Source organism: Streptomyces sp. NPDC002055, assembly GCF_040296705.1.
Classification (GTDB): domain Bacteria; phylum Actinomycetota; class Actinomycetes; order Streptomycetales; family Streptomycetaceae; genus Streptomyces.
Window position 1 is genome coordinate 5190 of sequence record NZ_JBEOXS010000093.1, and the last position, 15238, is coordinate 20427.

Consider the following 15238-nt stretch of genomic DNA (forward strand, 5'->3'; position numbering starts at 1 on the left):
CGCGGTGGTTTCCGCCGTGACGACCGCCGGGACGAGCGTCGTGACGACCGGTCGGGTGGCTACCGTTCGGGTGGTGACCGTCCGTTCAACCGTGACCGTCGCGACGACCGTTCCTCGGGCGGCTTCCGCCGTGACGAGCGTCCCTCCGGTGGTTTCCGCCGTGACGACCGCCGGGACGAGCGTCGTGACGACCGGTCGGGTGGCTACCGTTCGGGTGGTGACCGTCCGTTCAACCGTGACCGCCGTGACGACCGTTCCTCGGGCGGCTTCCGCCGTGACGACCGCCGTGACGACCGTCGTGACGACCGGTCGGGCGGCCGTTCCTTCGAGCGTCGTGACGACCGTTCCGGCGGCTACCGCTCCGGTGGTGACCGTCCGTTCAACCGCGACCGTCGCGACGACCGCCCCTCGGGTGGCTTCCGCCGTGACGACCGGCCGTCCGGCGGCTACCGTTCCGGTGGTGGCGACCGTCCGTTCAACCGTGACCGCCGCGACGACCGCCCGTCCGCCGGCGGCCACCGCTCCGGTGACCGCCCGCACGGCCGTCGCAGCACCGGCACGGGGACCGGTTCCTTCGGGCGCCGCGACGACAAGCCCCGCTGGAAGCGCAACGGCTGACACAGGGCTCTGATCGAGGCCGTTCCGGATGCTCCGCCAGGCGTCCGGGACGGCCTTTCCCGTCCGCGCGCCCGTCCTGCCCCGCATCGTGTGCGGCTCGGCACGTTCCCGCCCCCGGATCGTGAACGGCTCACCGGCGCCCGCTTCGCACCGCGAACGGCTCACCGGCGCCCTGCTTCGCACCGTGAACGGCTCGCCCGCGAACGCCTGGCCTTCGCGAACCCGGTACTCAGGGGCTCCCCGGCGGGTCCGGTGCGCCCCGACGGCCGCCCGTACCGATGTCGTTCCGCTGCCGTTCCGGCACCCGTTCCGCCGCCCGCGACGGGCACCGGGCCGCCGGACGGAGGAGCGGAGCGGATACCCGATCGGCTGCGCCGTTCGGTGCAGCTATGCTCGGGGGAGCACGATCGCGGGCCGTTAGCTCAATTGGCAGAGCAGTGGACTTTTAATCCATTGGTTGTGGGTTCGAGTCCCACACGGCCTACCGATCGCAGCGGGAGGGGGAAACCCTCTGACCTGCGGCAGAGCGCCCCGATCGGTTTCGGCCGGTCGGGGCGCTCCGTTGTTCAGGGGCACGTGCGTGAGCGAGTGGGTCGGATGGCTTCCGGTAAGGGAGCGACTTTGCTCATGACACCAGGTCGAACTGCCTGAGCCGGCCCGCGCGGCCATCGCCGACCGTGGCGACCACGCCGCCGCAGAGCAACACCATGGACAGGGTGCGGGTGATCGGTTCTCCGTAGTGCTCCACCGCCTCGTTGAGGTCAGGTTGGGCGCGTCCGGGTGGCCGATGAATCCTGCTGCTTGGAGAAGGTCGTCGTGCTGGATGCCCAAGCTGTCGGAAACCCACTGGACGGTGCCCCGGGCCTGGTTTTCGGTGATCTGCTCTCGCGCTCCTGAACGCGTCCCAGAGCAGGGAGCCTGCGTGCACCCGGGCGAGATGGTCAGGGCGGTGGCTTTGGCGCCGGAGGAGGACAGTTCGGCGTCCACTGCGGCCGACCCGAGCGGAGTGCCCGGCGAGTCGAACAGTTGCAAGAGGACCCCGCCTTTGCGGGGCGGAGCCCTCTTCCGCCTCACGTCGTGGGACCTTCTAACTGTGCGCGCGGGCGGTGAGGTAGGGGTCCCGGCGCAACGCCTCGCGACTGCCCAGCAGGGTTCCGAGAGCCAGACCGATCACCGGCAACAGCAGTGTGGCAGCGGCCCAGCCAGGTCCTGGCAGGGCGTCGGTCACCGAGATGGGCAAGCCAAGCATGTCACTCAGCGGGGCTGCCAGAACCGCGGAGAGTCCAGTGCCGATGAGGACACCGACGAGACCGGCTACGGCGCCGGTCAGGACGGCTTCTCCCAGGAGAATGCGGCGCAGCTCGGGTCGCCCCGAACCGAGGATCCGCAGGGTGGCGAACTGGCTCAGACGGGCTCGTGCACTGTCGGCGGCACGTACCCCTCCCAGGCCGATGGCGGCCAGAGCCAGAGCTACGACACCCATGCGCATGGCAATGTCTGCGGCACCGAACAAGCCAGGCAACTGCCGGACCCGGTCGGACACCGGAGAGGCGGAGAAGCCATCGTCCTGCAGGGCCTTGGTGGCCCCGGACACCTGTTTCTGATGGCTGACCACGACAGTGGCCGACTGCGCGCCGTCCTTGGCGCGGAATACGGCAGGCTTCTGACCGGCACGAGCTGCTGCCAAGTGCGCAGCGGTCTCCTCGGACAGGTAAGCGACACCTGGTCCGTCCACCTGCCAGCTGGGGTCGTACAGGGCGACGATCTCCAGCTTCATGAGAGCTGTGGTGCCGGATTCAGCTCCGGTGGCCCTGGTGTATCCGAATGTGACGGACCGACCGAGGGAGGAAGTGAAGTCGGTGCCCTGAGCGCTGGCTGGAAGGATCACCTGATTCTTGCCGAGTCGCGGTGGAATCTTGCCCTTGACCACGGGCAGATCCGCGCCGGGAGAGAGCGTGTGACTGGCGAGGTCGTACGTGCCCTCGTCCTCGGCGTAAAGCGTGGAAGAGAAGTCGGCGACTACCTTTTTGACGCCGGCGATCCGGGCCGCGTCGTGGAGCGCCGATGTCGTGAGCGGACGCACCGACGACTCGCCTTCGAAGGCGGACAGTTCGATCTGAGTAAGTCCTCCGGAGCTCAAGACGTCTCTCTCGATCGTTTCGGTCGCGCCTGCTGCAACTCCGGCGGAGGTCGTCAGCAGTGCGGCCAGAACGGTGAGCGTGGGCAGCGCCCTGCGCAAGGAGCGCGAGTCGCGCTTCCAGGTGTAGAGGCTCCAGCGGCTCATCGCCGGTTATTCTTAGCGTTGGGACGGGTCTCTCCCGGTTGCGCCGAGGCCGCCGCTACAGGGTCCTGGATTGTCGAGAGCACGCCGTCGTCGAGTACGTAGCGCTGGTCGCACGTGCCCGCTACCGCGGTGTCGTGGGTCACCAGCAGTACGGCGGCACCTTGGTCGGCGCCGGCACGCAGCGCTTCCATCACCGCATCGGAGGCCTTGGGGTCGAGGCCGGAGGTGGGTTCGTCAGCCAGGATGAGCGTCGGCTGTTTCACGGCTGCGCGAGCGACGGCAATGCGCTGGCGCTGGCCGCCGGACAGTTCATTGACCGGCGAGTCGGCGAGCTTCCCCAGCCCAAGGGTGTCGAGAATGGCGTGCGCTTCTTGTCGGTGCTGGGCAAGCCGAGGGCCGTAGGCGGCTGCAACGTTCTCCCAGGCGTTGAGGAACGGCAGCAGACCGAGGTCCTGAAGGACGATGCCGATGGATCTCTGTCGGAGTCGGTCCCGGTCCGCCGGTTCCAGGGCTCCTGTGTCGATTCCTGTGATGTGCAGGGTGCCTGCGGTGGGTGACAGGATCAACCCGAGCAGGGCGAGCAGAGTGCTCTTGCCGGAGCCGGATGGGCCCTGTACTGCCGCCATGCATCCCGGTTGAAGGGTGATGTCTGCGGACGTCAGTGCACTGCCGGATGTGTAGCTGAATGCCAGGCCGCTGGCGGCCACTGCGGCTGGGGAGTCCGTACTCATGCGCAATATTTCCTTCTCCATGGGGGCTGGTCAGGCAAGGGCGTAGTAGGCCGCCATGGTGGCCTGGGCTGAAGCCGGACCCCCGGGTGTGGCCGAGTACAGCTCCCGGTCTTCTGCCGTGCGGTAGCGGTCAAGCAGAGTGGGAAGCTCGTCGTACAGAGACTGCGGGATGCTCTGTTCGGAGAACAGTGCAGCCTGAAGTGCGTCGGAGGCCGTGATCAGATCGCCATCGCCCAGGGCTGCGCGTACTTGTCCGACGAGGTCGCTCCCCTTGGTGAGACGGGCAGCGTCCTTTTCGCATCCCGCTTCGGCAAGTGCCACCACAACGCGAAGAGAACGCTGTGAGAGGGGGGCGCCCACATCTCGACGCCGAACCTTGGTCGCGCGGTCAGCGGCCGACAGTGACTGATCTTGCCGAGTCGGCGAGAGGTGCGGCACCCCCCAAGCGTCTGTCGAATTGGATGATTTGTAGCGATTCATCCCGATGTCTCATCGTTTGCCGTCAACTATGCTCGCCAGATGACTAATCGGGGGCCATGTTGATACGCACAGTGATCTGTGACGATTCAGAGGATTCCTGTTCTCGGTTGCGCGGCTTCCTCGAAACCGAGGGCGACATCCATGTTGTTGCGATAGGCGCCGTCGACCAGGCGCACATGGTTGCTGGGCGCGCGGTGGCGCAGGTCATGTTGCTGGCCGGGGACCTGCAAGATCCGGCGGCTCTGTCCCGGCTGGGAGGCGTGTGCCGGGACATTCCCGGAACCTCGGTGGTCGTGCTCAGCGAGCACGTCTCTCACAGGGGGATAGTCGCGGCACTGCGCGCTGGAGCGCGCGGCTTGCTGGCAAGGGGAGCCCCCGCGGAGCAGGTGGTCCAAGCGGTGCGGACGACGGCTGTGGGCGCCGTGGCGTTATGCCATGGGACTGCACGGAGCCTCGGCAGAAGTGCGGGCGAGGCCGTGGCTAGTGGGGCAACTGGTGCTCTGCCCCACGGGCTGACGACTCGAGAGTGTGATGTGCTGCGGCTGCTCGGGCGCGGTATGACCAATCGTGGTATCGCCTCACAGATGATGCTGAGCCCGCATACCGTGAAGGAGCATGTCAGCGCAATCTACGCGAAGCTGGGGGCGAGTAACCGGGTGGATGCGGCTGTACGTGCATCACAGGCAGGTGTTCTCGGTGACGCGCCAATAGCGCGGTGGAGCGTCCAGTCCGCCGCCGCTCTGGGGCAAGGTAGTTGAGTGTGCGGTTGCTGCCGGTCGCAGCCGGAGCGGAGTGGGCGAATCAAGGGCGCGGTTGCTTCGGTCGTTCCCCCGGGGGCGGCTCCTGGGCTTCTGCGGGAATCGGCAGGTCCGGCTCCGGATGGGGAACTGGTGTACGGGGTAGGACAGTTGGGCCTCAGTGGGGAGCCTCTCGTGGTTCCCGCCTCCTGCCCGTACCACTTCCGTCCCGGGGGCCTCGGCCGCGGACGGACCACACCTCTGGAGACAGCGGATGGAACGCCAGTCCTGCCCCGTCGTCATAGATCCCACCGGCCGTGACATCCACGGCGAGGCGGCCCGGATCCGGGAACAGGGCCCGGTGGCCCCGGTGGAGCTCCCCGGCGGGATCCGGGCGTGGGCGGTGAGCGAGCACAGCGTTCTCAAGGAGCTGCTGACCGACCCGCGGGTCTCGAAGGATCCGCGCCGCCACTGGCCGCTGTGGATCAACGGGGAGATCACCCCCGAGTGGCCGCTGTTCACCTGGGTCGCGGTGACGAACATGTTCACCGCCTACGGGGGCGAACACCGGCGGCTCCGGAAGCTGGTCTCCGCCGCCTTCACCGCGCGCCGCACCGCCGCGCTGCGCCCCAGGATCGAGGCGATGACCACCGAGCTGCTCGACGGCCTCGCGGCCACCCGCCCGGGAGACACCGTCGACCTGCGTGAGGCGTACTGCTATCCGATCCCGATCCAGGTGATCTCCGAGCTCTTCGGCCTCTCCGACCCGGTGATGCGCGCGGAGCTCCGGCGCCTGGTGGACAGCATCTTCAACACGGCGGCGACGGCGGAGGAGGCGGCGGCGACCTTCCAGAGCGTGCGCACCGTCCTCGCCGGGCTCGTGGAGATCAAGCGGAAGGAGCCGGGCGACGACCTGACCAGCGTGCTGATCGCGGCGCGGGAGGAGGACGGCTCGCGGCTGACCGAGGCCGAGCTCGTCGACACCCTGCTGCTGATGATCAGCGCCGGGCACGAGACCACCGTCAACCTGCTCGACAACGCGATCCACGCGCTGCTCACCCGTCCCGACCAGCTCGCACTGGTCCGCGCGGGCGGCGCGAGCTGGAGCGATGTGATCGAGGAGACGATGCGCGTCGAGGCGCCGGTGGCGAGCCTGCCGCTGCGGTACGCCGTCGAGGACATCGACGTCGGCGGGGTGACCCTCCGCAAGGGGGACGCGATCCTCGCCGCCTACGCCGCGGCGGGGCGCAACCCCGCCTCGCACGGCGCGGACGCGGACCGCTTCGACGTCACCCGGGCGGACAAGGAGCACCTCGCCTTCGGGTACGGCGCGCACCACTGCCTGGGGGCACCGCTGGCGCGACTGGAGGCGGAGATCGCGCTGCCCGCCCTCTTCTCCCGCTTCCCGGATCTGGCGTTAGCCATCCCGGCGGACGCCCTGGAGCCGGTGGAGTCGTTCATCTCCAACGGTCACCGGAGCCTTCCCGTCCGGCTGGCCTCGGCGGTCCCGGTGGGCGGCTGACCAGCGGCGACCAGCGGCTGACCCAGTGGGCCGGCCGGGCGGCGCGTACGGCGGGGAGCCGGGCGCCGGGCTGGCGGCGGATGGCCGGCGCAGGCTTGCCCCTGCCCCGCCTGCTGCCCGGCCGCCTGCATGGCCCCGGCCCGAGCCCGGCCCCGCCCGGCCCTCGGTCGGCCCCTGCCCGCCGGCCCCGGCCACCGCGTCCGCCCCGCCCACCGCGCCCACCGCGTCCACCGCGTCCGCCGCGTCCGCCGCGCCCCCCGGCCCCCCGGCCGCCCCGCGCCCGTTGTCGCCCCCTGCCCGGGTGCCGTTTCATGGCCCCATGGCAACCATGGACGACGAGGTGCGGGCGGCGACCGGGCCCGGGCCGGAGGAGCCGGAGCAGCCGGCGCGGCCGCAGCCGGCCGCCTTGGCCGAGGGCGGGGAAGCCGCCTGTCTGCTGCACCGGGTCTGCACCGAGTGCGGGCGGATGAACGAGCGGGCCGGTGCGGTGCGCTGCGAGGCCTGCGGCGCACCGCTTCCGACGGAATGAGCCGCTGAGGAGCCGGTCAGGTCGCGGCGGGGATGTGGCGCGCTGCCGCGAGTCCCGCCATCGTGCGCAGTCTCGTGACGTAGGAGGCGCAGTACTCCTCGTTGATCAGGGGCACGATCGTGTCGAGGTCGGCGATGCACGCCCAGAGGACGGCGATGCCCTGGGTGTCGAGTCCGCCGTCCAGCTCTCGCTGGAGGACGGCGGCGACGTCGGCGTCCAGGAGGATCAGTTCCACGCCCGCGATGTCCACGCCGCGGAAGCTTTCGGGGAACGGCGCGCGCCGGTGTTCCTCCCACAGCCGGGCGAGCCGGTCTTCGGGCTGTGCTCCGCTCCGGCCGGCGGCTTTCGCTGCTGCCGCAGCCGGTGGGCGGAGGAGCAGGGAAACGGCATCGAAGACGGCACGCACCAGCTTGACGGCCCTGGCCGGGCCGACGGCGGCACTGGTCACGGCGCCCTGCGTGAGCTTGTCGCGCAGCAGTCGGCCGCGGTCGAGTCCGGCGGCGAGTTCCGCCGTGATGAGCCCCGCGCCGGCGGCCCGCTCGATCAGGTCCTGGAGCGGTGCCTCGACGGCCAGGCGCTCGGCAAGAACGTGCTCCACGGCGAGCAGGGAATGGGTGACGGCGACGGTGGCGAACTCGTACCGGTAGTAGGAGTGCCGGATGAGCTCGCGGGAGGTTTCCAGCGCGCTCATGACGTGCATCGACGCGTTGCCGGGCAGGACCAGGCCGGCCACCGCGGCGTGCATGCCCGCGTAGTCGAACACGACGTCGCGGGCGCGCGGGTCCGGAACCGGCAGAGGCAGCGGGACGGGCTGCGGCGGGAGGGCGTTCACCGGTGCAGTCTTGTCGTCAAAGGCCGTCGCTGCCATCGAATTGGCTCGGGGCAGCCGGGGGCCCGCTGCCGTACGTCTCCCGCGGTCCGCGGTCCCCTGGTCCCGTGGTCCGGCCACGCAGGGGACATGCTCAGCCCGTCCCGCCGTCCCGCCGTCCCGCCGTCCCGCCGTCCCGCCGTCCCACCAAGCAGCGTCGGCGGCACCTGCCCTCGCACGGCGGACCGAGTCAGAACCCTCCCCCACCGAAATCGCCGCCCCCGAAGCCGCCGAAGCCTCCGCCGTCCCCGCCGAAGCCGCCCGAGTCGAAGTCGCCTCCGGAGTAGTCGCCGCCGCTCCCGCCGTCACCGAGGCCGTCCGCCCCGTACGCGTACGGCGCGTTGAGCATGCTGCCCAGCAGCGTGCCCACCAGCAGCCCGGGGAGGATGCCGCCGCCGAAGTAGCCGGAGGCCCAGGGGCTGTAGAGCGGCCCGGCCTCCCAGTAGGGGCGCCGTCCGGAGGGGGTGTCCACGGTGCGGCCCATCGGCTCCTCGCCGTCCGCGATACGGGCGGCGTCCGCGGCGCACACCGGCACGCTCCGCTCGCCCGCGCCCTCGGGCGCCCACTGCACGTCCTGGACCGAGGGGCCGTGGCGCGGATCGAAGAAGCACGGGGGACGGCGGTCCGGGAGCGGCTGGCCGTCCCGTCGGGCCTCCAGCGTGGTCAGCGCGAACCGTCCGTCGTCCAGGGCCTGGGTCACGCCCCGGACGTCGTCCGGCCGCCGGGCGCCGTCCATGGCGCGCTTCGCCCGGTCGTAGCAGTCCAGGGCGCGGGCGTAGTCCTCGCGCATCGCGTCGTCCGTCGCCGGGGCGGACGGGTCGAAGTCGATCCGTTCGAGCTCCTCGCCGAACGCGGTGATGTCCTCGTCGACCACCGGACGGAGCGTGGCCAGCTGTGCCCGCTCTCGCTCGGCCCGGCGCATCTTCCCGCGGCGGGACACCAGGAACACGGTGGCGCCGGCGACCGCGAGGAGGATGCCGAACGTGACCGCCAGGCCCGCACCGCCGACCTTGTTGTAGCCGGTCGAGGTGCCCGTGTCGGTGTTCGAGCCACCGCTCCACGAGTCGGGGGCGTGGCCGTTCGCCTGCTCGACGGCCTGGTCGACGAAGCCGGTGACCGTGGCCTTGACGTCGCCGTCGCCGGAGCGGGCCGCGGCGCCGGTGAGGTTGTCGACCGCGTTGCGCGACATCACGGAGGAGTCGGCGCCGGCGTCGAACCGGTCGCCCAGCGCGACCGCGTAGACACCGGTGATACCGGTCTTGGTCCGGAGGTCCTGCAGCACGGTCGACGGGGGGAACTCGGAGGTGGCGGGGAGCACGGCGACGAAGACCGGCTTGTCCGCCTTCTTGATCTTGTCCGCCAGGGCGTCGGCGTCCGCGGGCGGCAGCTGGGACGCGGCCCGGGGGTCGACGTAGACGGGGCCCTGTTTCAGGGCCGCGGCGGCGCTGTCCAGCCCGTCCGCGGCCCGTGCGCCGGGAGCCATCACGGCCACCAGTACGAGAGCGGCGGCCACCAACGCCAGCACCGGCCAGCAGACCGTGCGACGAACTGCGCTGTTCATACTTACGACGCTAACCCCAAAGACGGAATAATGGGCGCTTCGGGCATACCGGATATAACGGAAGGGAAGAGCGGGTGACCCGGTGTCCATCACCTGGCGTACGCCGATTCGCCGTCCGGCCGGTCACCGGTGAGCCTGAGGGGGCGGTGCCGTACCGCTCCCGCGCCGCGCATGGACGGTAGGAGACACGAGGTGGGGATGCGAGTCGGGGGATCGGGCCGCACGGGCCGCACGCTCCGTGGCGCGGCTCGGGCGCCGCGCGGGCGCGAGGACGAGAGCCGCTCCGCCGGCCGGGCCCGCGTCGCCCGCTGGATGCCCGCGCTGCTGATCATCGGCGGGCTGACCTTCGACCTCTCGACCCCGGCCCGGTTCACCGGCTCCCCCTTCTTCTCGGCCGCGCCGCTGGTGGCCGCGCCGTTCTTCTCGCTGCGGGCCACGGCCGCCGCGGGGATCGCCGCCGGGGGAGCGGTCGTCGCCCTGCACGTCTACAACGGCGACGTGGGCGCCATCGAATCGGTGACGGAGCTGGTCACCGTGCTGACCGTCGCCCTGCTCGCGCTGTTCATCAACCGCGTGGTGCGGCGCGGCGACCGGCAGCTGGCGTCGGCCCGCAGCATCGCCGAGGCCGTCCAGCTCGCCGTCCTGCCGACGCCCGACGAGCGCATCGGCGGTTTCCAGGTCGCCGCCCGGTACGAGGCGGCGCTGGCCGACGCCCGGATCGGCGGGGACCTGTACGCGGTGCAGCAGACCCCGCACGGGGTCCGCCTGATCGTGGGCGACGTCCGGGGGAAGGGGCTGGGGGCCGTCGCGGCGGTCGCCGTGGTCATCGGCGCCTTCCGGGAGGCGGCCGAGGAGGAACCGGATCTGGTACAGGTCGCCGCCCGGCTGGAGCGGGCGCTGGCCCGCGAGGCGCGGGGCGAGGACCTGGACCGGTTCGAGGGCTTCACCACCGCGGTGCTGGCGGAGGTGGGCGCCGCGCGCCCCTCCGTCACCGACGGGGCGCCGCCCGAGGGCACGCTGCGCGTCCTCAACCGCGGCCATCCGGCGCCGCTGCTGCTCTCCGCCGACGGCTCGGTGTGCGGGGTCGAGCCGGTGGTGGCCTCGCTCCCGCTCGGGATGGGGGATCTGGGGGCCTGGCCGGAGCAGGTGGACACCTTCGACTTCCCGCGCGGGTCGACCCTGCTGCTGTTCACCGACGGGGTGACCGAGGCCCGGGACGAGAAGGGGGTCTTCTACGACCCGGCGAAGCGGCTCGACGGCCGGCTGTTCCCCGGGCCCGACGCCCTCCTCGACGCGCTCGTCGAGGACGTGGCCCGGCACACCGGGGGCGAGCCGGCGGACGACATGGCGCTGCTGGCGGTCAGCCGGCCGGGGCGGCGGCAGCCGGAGCGCCGGCGGACCGTGGGGCTGACCCGCGGCTCGGGCGAGGGCCGGGCCGCCGCCCCGGCGCCCTACGGTCCGTGACCGGAATGCATCACTTCGCATAACAAGTGACGCACGATCAGCCGGAACGTGTTTCACGGGTCCGCTCAACTCGCCCCCATTGGGCGGCACATGTCCGGATTGATCCCGCCCCAATCTGTTAACGATCAACGAGAACCGCTTGGATTCCGGCCCCGGCCCTATTAACGTTCGATAACGCAGCGCGGTCGTCCCAGCCGTCACAAGAGACGGCACCGTGCGCCGTCGCCGAATCCCGAACGCACAGCACCACCCCGCAGGGCCTGCATCACCGGACACACCAGCACCACCTGCACCCAGGGAACCGGGGAACCAACACCTTGGGGTGAATCGGGCGTCTCTCCCAGAGGGGTCCGTAGGAGACCTTCCTGCTCCGAACCCGTCAGCTAACCCGGTAGGCGAGAAGGAAGGAAAGGAGTGCGCCCGCGTGGCGTCCAACAGGCCTGCCCCCGAATCCCCGTACACACCCCAGAGTTTCGATCCCGGATTCGGTGAGGAACCCCCGGCCGCAGCGGGTGAGTGGAACCCGACCGAGGAATCCGTCGCCCCCGTGCGCGGCCGGCACCGCGTCGTCAAGCAGCGCGGCGGCGGCATGGCCCGCAGCGGCGCCGTCCTCGGCGTGGGCGTCTTCGCCGCCGTCGGCGCGGGCGGCATGGCCAGTGCGCAGGAGAAGCCGCCGGTCTCCATCTCCATGCCGGACCTCTCCACCGTCTCGGAGAAGCTTCCCGACGCCGCCTCCCTGCCCGGCATCGGCTCCCTGGTCGCGGACGACGCGGAACAGGCCCCGGTCGCCGTCGCCTCCGCCGCCCCGCTGAGCGACGCCGGGCTCACCGCCGACGAGGCCGCCGACGGCACCGGCGCGGGCGAGGCGCTGCGCGCCCGCATCATGCGCCAGGCCGAGCAGCAGCAGAGCGCCGCCGAGAAGGCCGAGCGCGAGGCCGCCGAGAAGGCCGCCGCGGAGAAGGCCGCCGAGCAGGCCGAGCGGAAGCAGGCCGAGGCCGCCGCCGCGAAGAAGAAGGCGGCGGAGGAGGCGGCGCGCAAGAAGGCCGAGGCCGAGCGGGTGGCGAAGCTCGCCAAGGAGTTCACCGTCCCGGTCTCCTCCTACACCCTCACCTCCAGCTTCGGGCAGGCCGGCGACCTCTGGTCCAACGACCACACCGGCCAGGACTTCGCGGCCCCCACCGGCACCCCGGCCAAGGCGGTCCACGGCGGCACCATCACCCAGGCCGGCTGGGCCGGGGCGTACGGCTACCGGATCGTGCTCACCCTCGACGACGGCACCGAGGTCTGGTACTGCCACCTCTCCTCGATGACGAAGACCTCCGGCAAGGTGACCACGGGCGAGACCATCGGCCGCGTCGGCGCCACCGGCAACGTCACCGGCCCCCACCTCCACCTCGAGGTCCGTCCCGACGGCGGCTCGCCGATCGACCCGGCCTCCTGGCTGCGGGACCGCGGCCTCTCCATCTGACGGCAGCTCCTTCCCACCGGCGCCCGCCGCCGCATCCTCCGACAGCCCTGGTGACGTCCCCCCGACACCAGGGCTGTCGGCCTGTTACGGCTCCGTACCCCGGGGCCGCGACCGGCCCTCAGGGGCCGTACGGGCGGGTGCCGGGCCCGTGCGGCGGCCCGTACGGACCGGCGGCCTGCCCGTATCCCTGGCCCTGCCCGTACCCCTGGCCCTGCGGCGGATACGGCCGGCCGGACGGCTGCGGCCCGCCCGGCGGCACGTAGCCGTACCCGGGCGGCGGCGGAGTCCACTGCTGCGGCCCGGTCCAGGCCGGTGCCGTCATACGGGCCGCGTGGGCCAGCGCGGGCTGCGCCATGTCCTTGCGCTGCCAGAGGTGGTGCAGCAGCTCCTGTTCCCGGGCGACGAAGTCCGTGCCCGCCGCTCCCCGGTGGGCGCGCTGCCGCAGGAACGCCAGGGCCGTCGCGCAGACCTGGTACTCGACGACCATGCGGCGTCCGGCCGCGCCGTGGGTACGGCGCGCCACGGTACGGGCGATCGACCGCGCCTTCATGGAGGACAGCGCGTGCGGCTCGGCCGGCGCCAGCCAGCCCGCCGCCACATAGGCCGGCAGATGGCTGCGGACCGTCCTGAGCTCGCTGCTGCGCGACCAGATCACCAGCCAGGTCAGCAGCCCGAACACCGGCACCATGAACATCCCGTAGACGGCGATGAAGCCGTAGCCGCCGACGGTGGCCGAGCCGTTCCAGACGGCGTGCAGCACGATCGCGGTCAGCAGACCGGCCAGCGGCAGCAGGACCCGCCGCGCCCGCTGGCGCTGTGCGGCGAGCGACGCGATGCCGAACCCGATACCGGTCAGCGCGGTGAACAGCGGGTGCGCGAACGGCGAGAGCACGATCCGGATGAAGAACGTCGCGGCCGTGACCGACTGGAAGCCGGACGAGCCCACGGCCTGGTCCTCACCGAAGGCGTTGCCCAGATAGAGGATGTTCTCGGTGAACGCGAAGCCCGTCGCCGTGATCCCGGCGATGACCACGCCGTCGACGATGCCGTCGAAGTCCCGTCGGCGGAAGATGAAGAGCAGCAGCAGCGCGGCCCCCTTGGCGCTCTCCTCCACCACGGGCGCGATGAGCGTGGCCCCCCAGGTGTCGGCCTCGCTGGACGAACTCACCATCCGCGCCACCAGCCACTGGGTCGCGAAGCCGTTGGCGAGGATCGCCACCAGGGTCGCGGCGCAGGCGCCCCAGGCGAACGCGAACGCCAGGTTCCGCCAGGGTTCCGGTTCCACCCGGTCGAGCCAGCGGAAGGCGCCGATCAGCAGCGGGACGGGCAGCACGGCCAGCCCGAGACCGACGAGAAAGCCCTCGGTCCCGGTCTGTTCCCGCACCAGGGCGAGGATGACGAGGCCCGAGAGCACGAGCAGGGTTATCAGCGTGCCGAGGCGGAAGGCCTTGCTGTGCCGCAGCCCTCGGCCCGGACGGTAGCGCCACTGCTTCCGGTCCGGCACGGCGGCGAACTGCGGATGCGGTTCATAGGCCGGGACCGGCGGCTGCTGCGGCGGGTGCGGGGACGGATACACCTGTCGACCCTAACCACGCCGCGGAGCGGGCGCGACGAACTATCGCCAGGACGCTCAGCGGCGGACGAACAACAGATCGTGCACGACGTGCCCCTTGTTCAGGCCCGCACCCTCGAATTTCGTCAGCGGTCGGCCGCCCGGACCTTCGAATGCGGGGCGGGGGGCGTACCCGCCGTCGGGCTGTGTGTTCTCCAGCTCACCGCTGGCCGAGAGCACTTCGAGCATCTGCTCCGCGTACGGCTCCCAGTCCGTCGCGCAGTGCACCAGCGCGCCGGGCTTCAGCCTGGTCACGGCCAGTTCGATGAACTCGGGCTGGATCAGCCGCCGTTTCTGGTGACGCTTCTTGGGCCAGGGGTCGGGGAAGTACACCCGCAGCCCGGCCAGCGCCGCGGGCTCGATCATCTCGCGGAGCAGGATGATCGCGTCACCGTTGGCGACCCGGACGTTGGTCAGCCCGTTCCGCTCGGCGAGGCTCAGCAGATTGCCCTGACCGGGGGTGTGCACATCCGCGGCGAGAATGCCGGTGCCGGGGTCGGCGGTGGCCATCTGCGCCGTGGCCTCGCCCATCCCGAAGCCGATCTCCAGCACGACGGGCAGGGCGGGATCCCCGAAGAGCGCACCGAGGTCCAGCTTCTCCCGGCCGTCGATGTCCAGCCCCCAGGTCGACCACAGCCGCCGCAGGGCCTCGCCCTGCCCGGTGGTCACCCGCCCGCGCCGGGGCCGGAAGCTCCGGATCCGGCGCTCGTGGTGCGACCCGGCCGGGTCCGCGGCGGGCCCCTCCGGGAAGTGCAGCCGACGCTGCCCGGCGACGGCGGCTCCACCGCCCCCGGCCGGGGCTGCATCGGGGCTTCCGGGCACGGCCGGGCCGCCGGAGGCGCCCTGCGGGCCGCCACCGGCGGACACGGGAGTGTTGTCGGACTCAAGCACAGTGCCTCCGATTCTACGATCGCCCCACCCCCTCCCATCCCCCCGGTGACCACCACCCCAGCCAAAGCCCCCACCCCCACCGACGCTCCTCCCACCTGCACACGAACCTCCGGAAAGCCCCACCGACCGTCGGGGGACAGGGATGCACCGACGGCAGAGGCCGCAGATGTGCTTCACCAGCAGGAGGAGACGGTCCACTGACGGAAGCCCCAAGGACGGCGGCCCAACGACGGTAGGACCGGGACCGCGGCGCCGGCCACCGACGCGGCAGCCAATGCCTCCGGAGGGGATGGCCACCGGCGGGAGGGGGCGGGGCCGCAGGGGTGGGGGTTCCGGGAAGCTGCCGTGTATTTGTGGGCCCCCAGGGCCCGTAAATATCAAGACCGGGAAGTTAGGGCTTGTTGTGGCTGGTCAAGCTCTGGTGATCGTGAGGGTGCGGGTCACTGTTGTCTTCCGTCCGGTGCTGCCTGCGG

14 protein-coding genes, 1 tRNA gene, 1 pseudogene and 1 riboswitch are annotated in these 15238 nt (G+C 71.6%); of the genes and pseudogenes, 7 read left to right on the forward strand and 9 right to left on the reverse strand.

Features of this window, described 5'->3' with window-relative positions:
- Together ABT112_RS32860 and ABT112_RS32865 are read left to right on the forward strand one after the other, a co-directional pair.
- Positions 1-618, forward strand: a pseudogene (locus ABT112_RS32860) (hypothetical protein); the annotation flags it as partial.
- A 411-nt stretch (positions 619-1029) separates the two neighbouring features.
- A tRNA-Lys gene (locus ABT112_RS32865) sits at positions 1030-1102 on the forward strand.
- A 141-nt stretch (positions 1103-1243) separates the two neighbouring features.
- On the opposite strand, the gene ABT112_RS32870 is transcribed toward ABT112_RS32865, so the two are convergent.
- From ABT112_RS32870 to ABT112_RS32890, 5 genes are all read right to left on the reverse strand, one after another.
- Positions 1244-1366, reverse strand: a complete 123-nt coding sequence (locus tag ABT112_RS32870) for a hypothetical protein (protein ID WP_351515460.1) — start codon at positions 1364-1366, stop codon at positions 1244-1246.
- A 339-nt stretch (positions 1367-1705) separates the two neighbouring features.
- On the reverse strand, positions 1706-2902 hold the full coding sequence (locus ABT112_RS32875) for an ABC transporter permease (protein ID WP_351515461.1): 1197 nt from the start codon (positions 2900-2902) through the stop codon (positions 1706-1708).
- The gene (locus ABT112_RS32880; RefSeq protein ID WP_351515462.1) at positions 2899-3633 is read right to left on the reverse strand and encodes an ABC transporter ATP-binding protein; all 735 of its coding nucleotides are present in this window, start codon (positions 3631-3633) and stop codon (positions 2899-2901) included. Before ABT112_RS32880 ends, ABT112_RS32875 begins: the two co-directional genes overlap by 4 nt.
- A 30-nt stretch (positions 3634-3663) precedes the next feature.
- Positions 3664-4113, reverse strand: coding sequence for a hypothetical protein (locus tag ABT112_RS32885; RefSeq protein WP_351515463.1), 450 nt, complete (start codon positions 4111-4113; stop codon positions 3664-3666).
- Between the two features lie 86 nt (positions 4114-4199).
- Positions 4200-4430, reverse strand: a complete 231-nt coding sequence (locus ABT112_RS32890) for a hypothetical protein (RefSeq protein ID WP_351515474.1) — start codon at positions 4428-4430, stop codon at positions 4200-4202.
- Between ABT112_RS32890 and ABT112_RS32895 the strand changes: the two genes are divergently transcribed.
- The 3 genes from ABT112_RS32895 (at position 4320) to ABT112_RS32905 (ending at position 6901) form a co-directional block, all read left to right on the forward strand.
- Entirely contained in the window at positions 4320-4871 is a 552-nt protein-coding gene (locus ABT112_RS32895) for a response regulator transcription factor (RefSeq protein WP_351515472.1), read from the forward strand. The two genes, ABT112_RS32890 and ABT112_RS32895, sit on opposite strands and share 111 nt — an antisense overlap.
- A gap of 253 nt (positions 4872-5124) precedes the next feature.
- Positions 5125-6372: a cytochrome P450 family protein gene (locus ABT112_RS32900; RefSeq protein WP_351515464.1), complete on the forward strand. Its 1248-nt coding sequence runs from the start codon at positions 5125-5127 to the stop codon at positions 6370-6372.
- A gap of 319 nt (positions 6373-6691) precedes the next feature.
- A complete protein-coding gene (locus ABT112_RS32905) occupies positions 6692-6901 on the forward strand; it encodes a hypothetical protein (protein WP_351515465.1) in 210 nt (69 codons plus the stop codon).
- 16 nt (positions 6902-6917) lie between these two features.
- Here ABT112_RS32905 and ABT112_RS32910 read toward each other — a convergent pair whose 3' ends face one another.
- Both ABT112_RS32910 and ABT112_RS32915 read right to left on the reverse strand, forming a co-directional pair.
- On the reverse strand, positions 6918-7733 hold the full coding sequence (locus ABT112_RS32910) for a hypothetical protein (protein ID WP_351515466.1): 816 nt from the start codon (positions 7731-7733) through the stop codon (positions 6918-6920).
- A 226-nt stretch (positions 7734-7959) separates the two neighbouring features.
- Entirely contained in the window at positions 7960-9330 is a 1371-nt protein-coding gene (locus ABT112_RS32915) for a hypothetical protein (protein WP_351515467.1), read from the reverse strand.
- Positions 9331-9528: 198 nt separating this feature from the next.
- Between ABT112_RS32915 and ABT112_RS32920 the strand changes: the two genes are divergently transcribed.
- Both ABT112_RS32920 and ABT112_RS32925 read left to right on the forward strand, forming a co-directional pair.
- Positions 9529-10794, forward strand: coding sequence for a PP2C family protein-serine/threonine phosphatase (locus ABT112_RS32920; RefSeq protein WP_502975521.1), 1266 nt, complete (start codon positions 9529-9531; stop codon positions 10792-10794).
- A 271-nt stretch (positions 10795-11065) separates the two neighbouring features.
- Positions 11066-11207: riboswitch (cyclic di-AMP (ydaO/yuaA leader) on the forward strand.
- Between the two features lie 11 nt (positions 11208-11218).
- Positions 11219-12262, forward strand: a complete 1044-nt coding sequence (locus ABT112_RS32925) for a M23 family metallopeptidase (protein WP_351515468.1) — start codon at positions 11219-11221, stop codon at positions 12260-12262.
- Between the two features lie 118 nt (positions 12263-12380).
- Here ABT112_RS32925 and ABT112_RS32930 read toward each other — a convergent pair whose 3' ends face one another.
- On the reverse strand, positions 12381-13838 hold the full coding sequence (locus tag ABT112_RS32930) for a PrsW family intramembrane metalloprotease (protein WP_351515469.1): 1458 nt from the start codon (positions 13836-13838) through the stop codon (positions 12381-12383).
- Between the two features lie 54 nt (positions 13839-13892).
- Positions 13893-14765: a tRNA (guanosine(46)-N7)-methyltransferase TrmB gene (gene trmB, locus ABT112_RS32935; RefSeq protein ID WP_351515470.1), complete on the reverse strand. Its 873-nt coding sequence runs from the start codon at positions 14763-14765 to the stop codon at positions 13893-13895.
- Positions 14766-15238 lie beyond the last annotated feature (473 nt).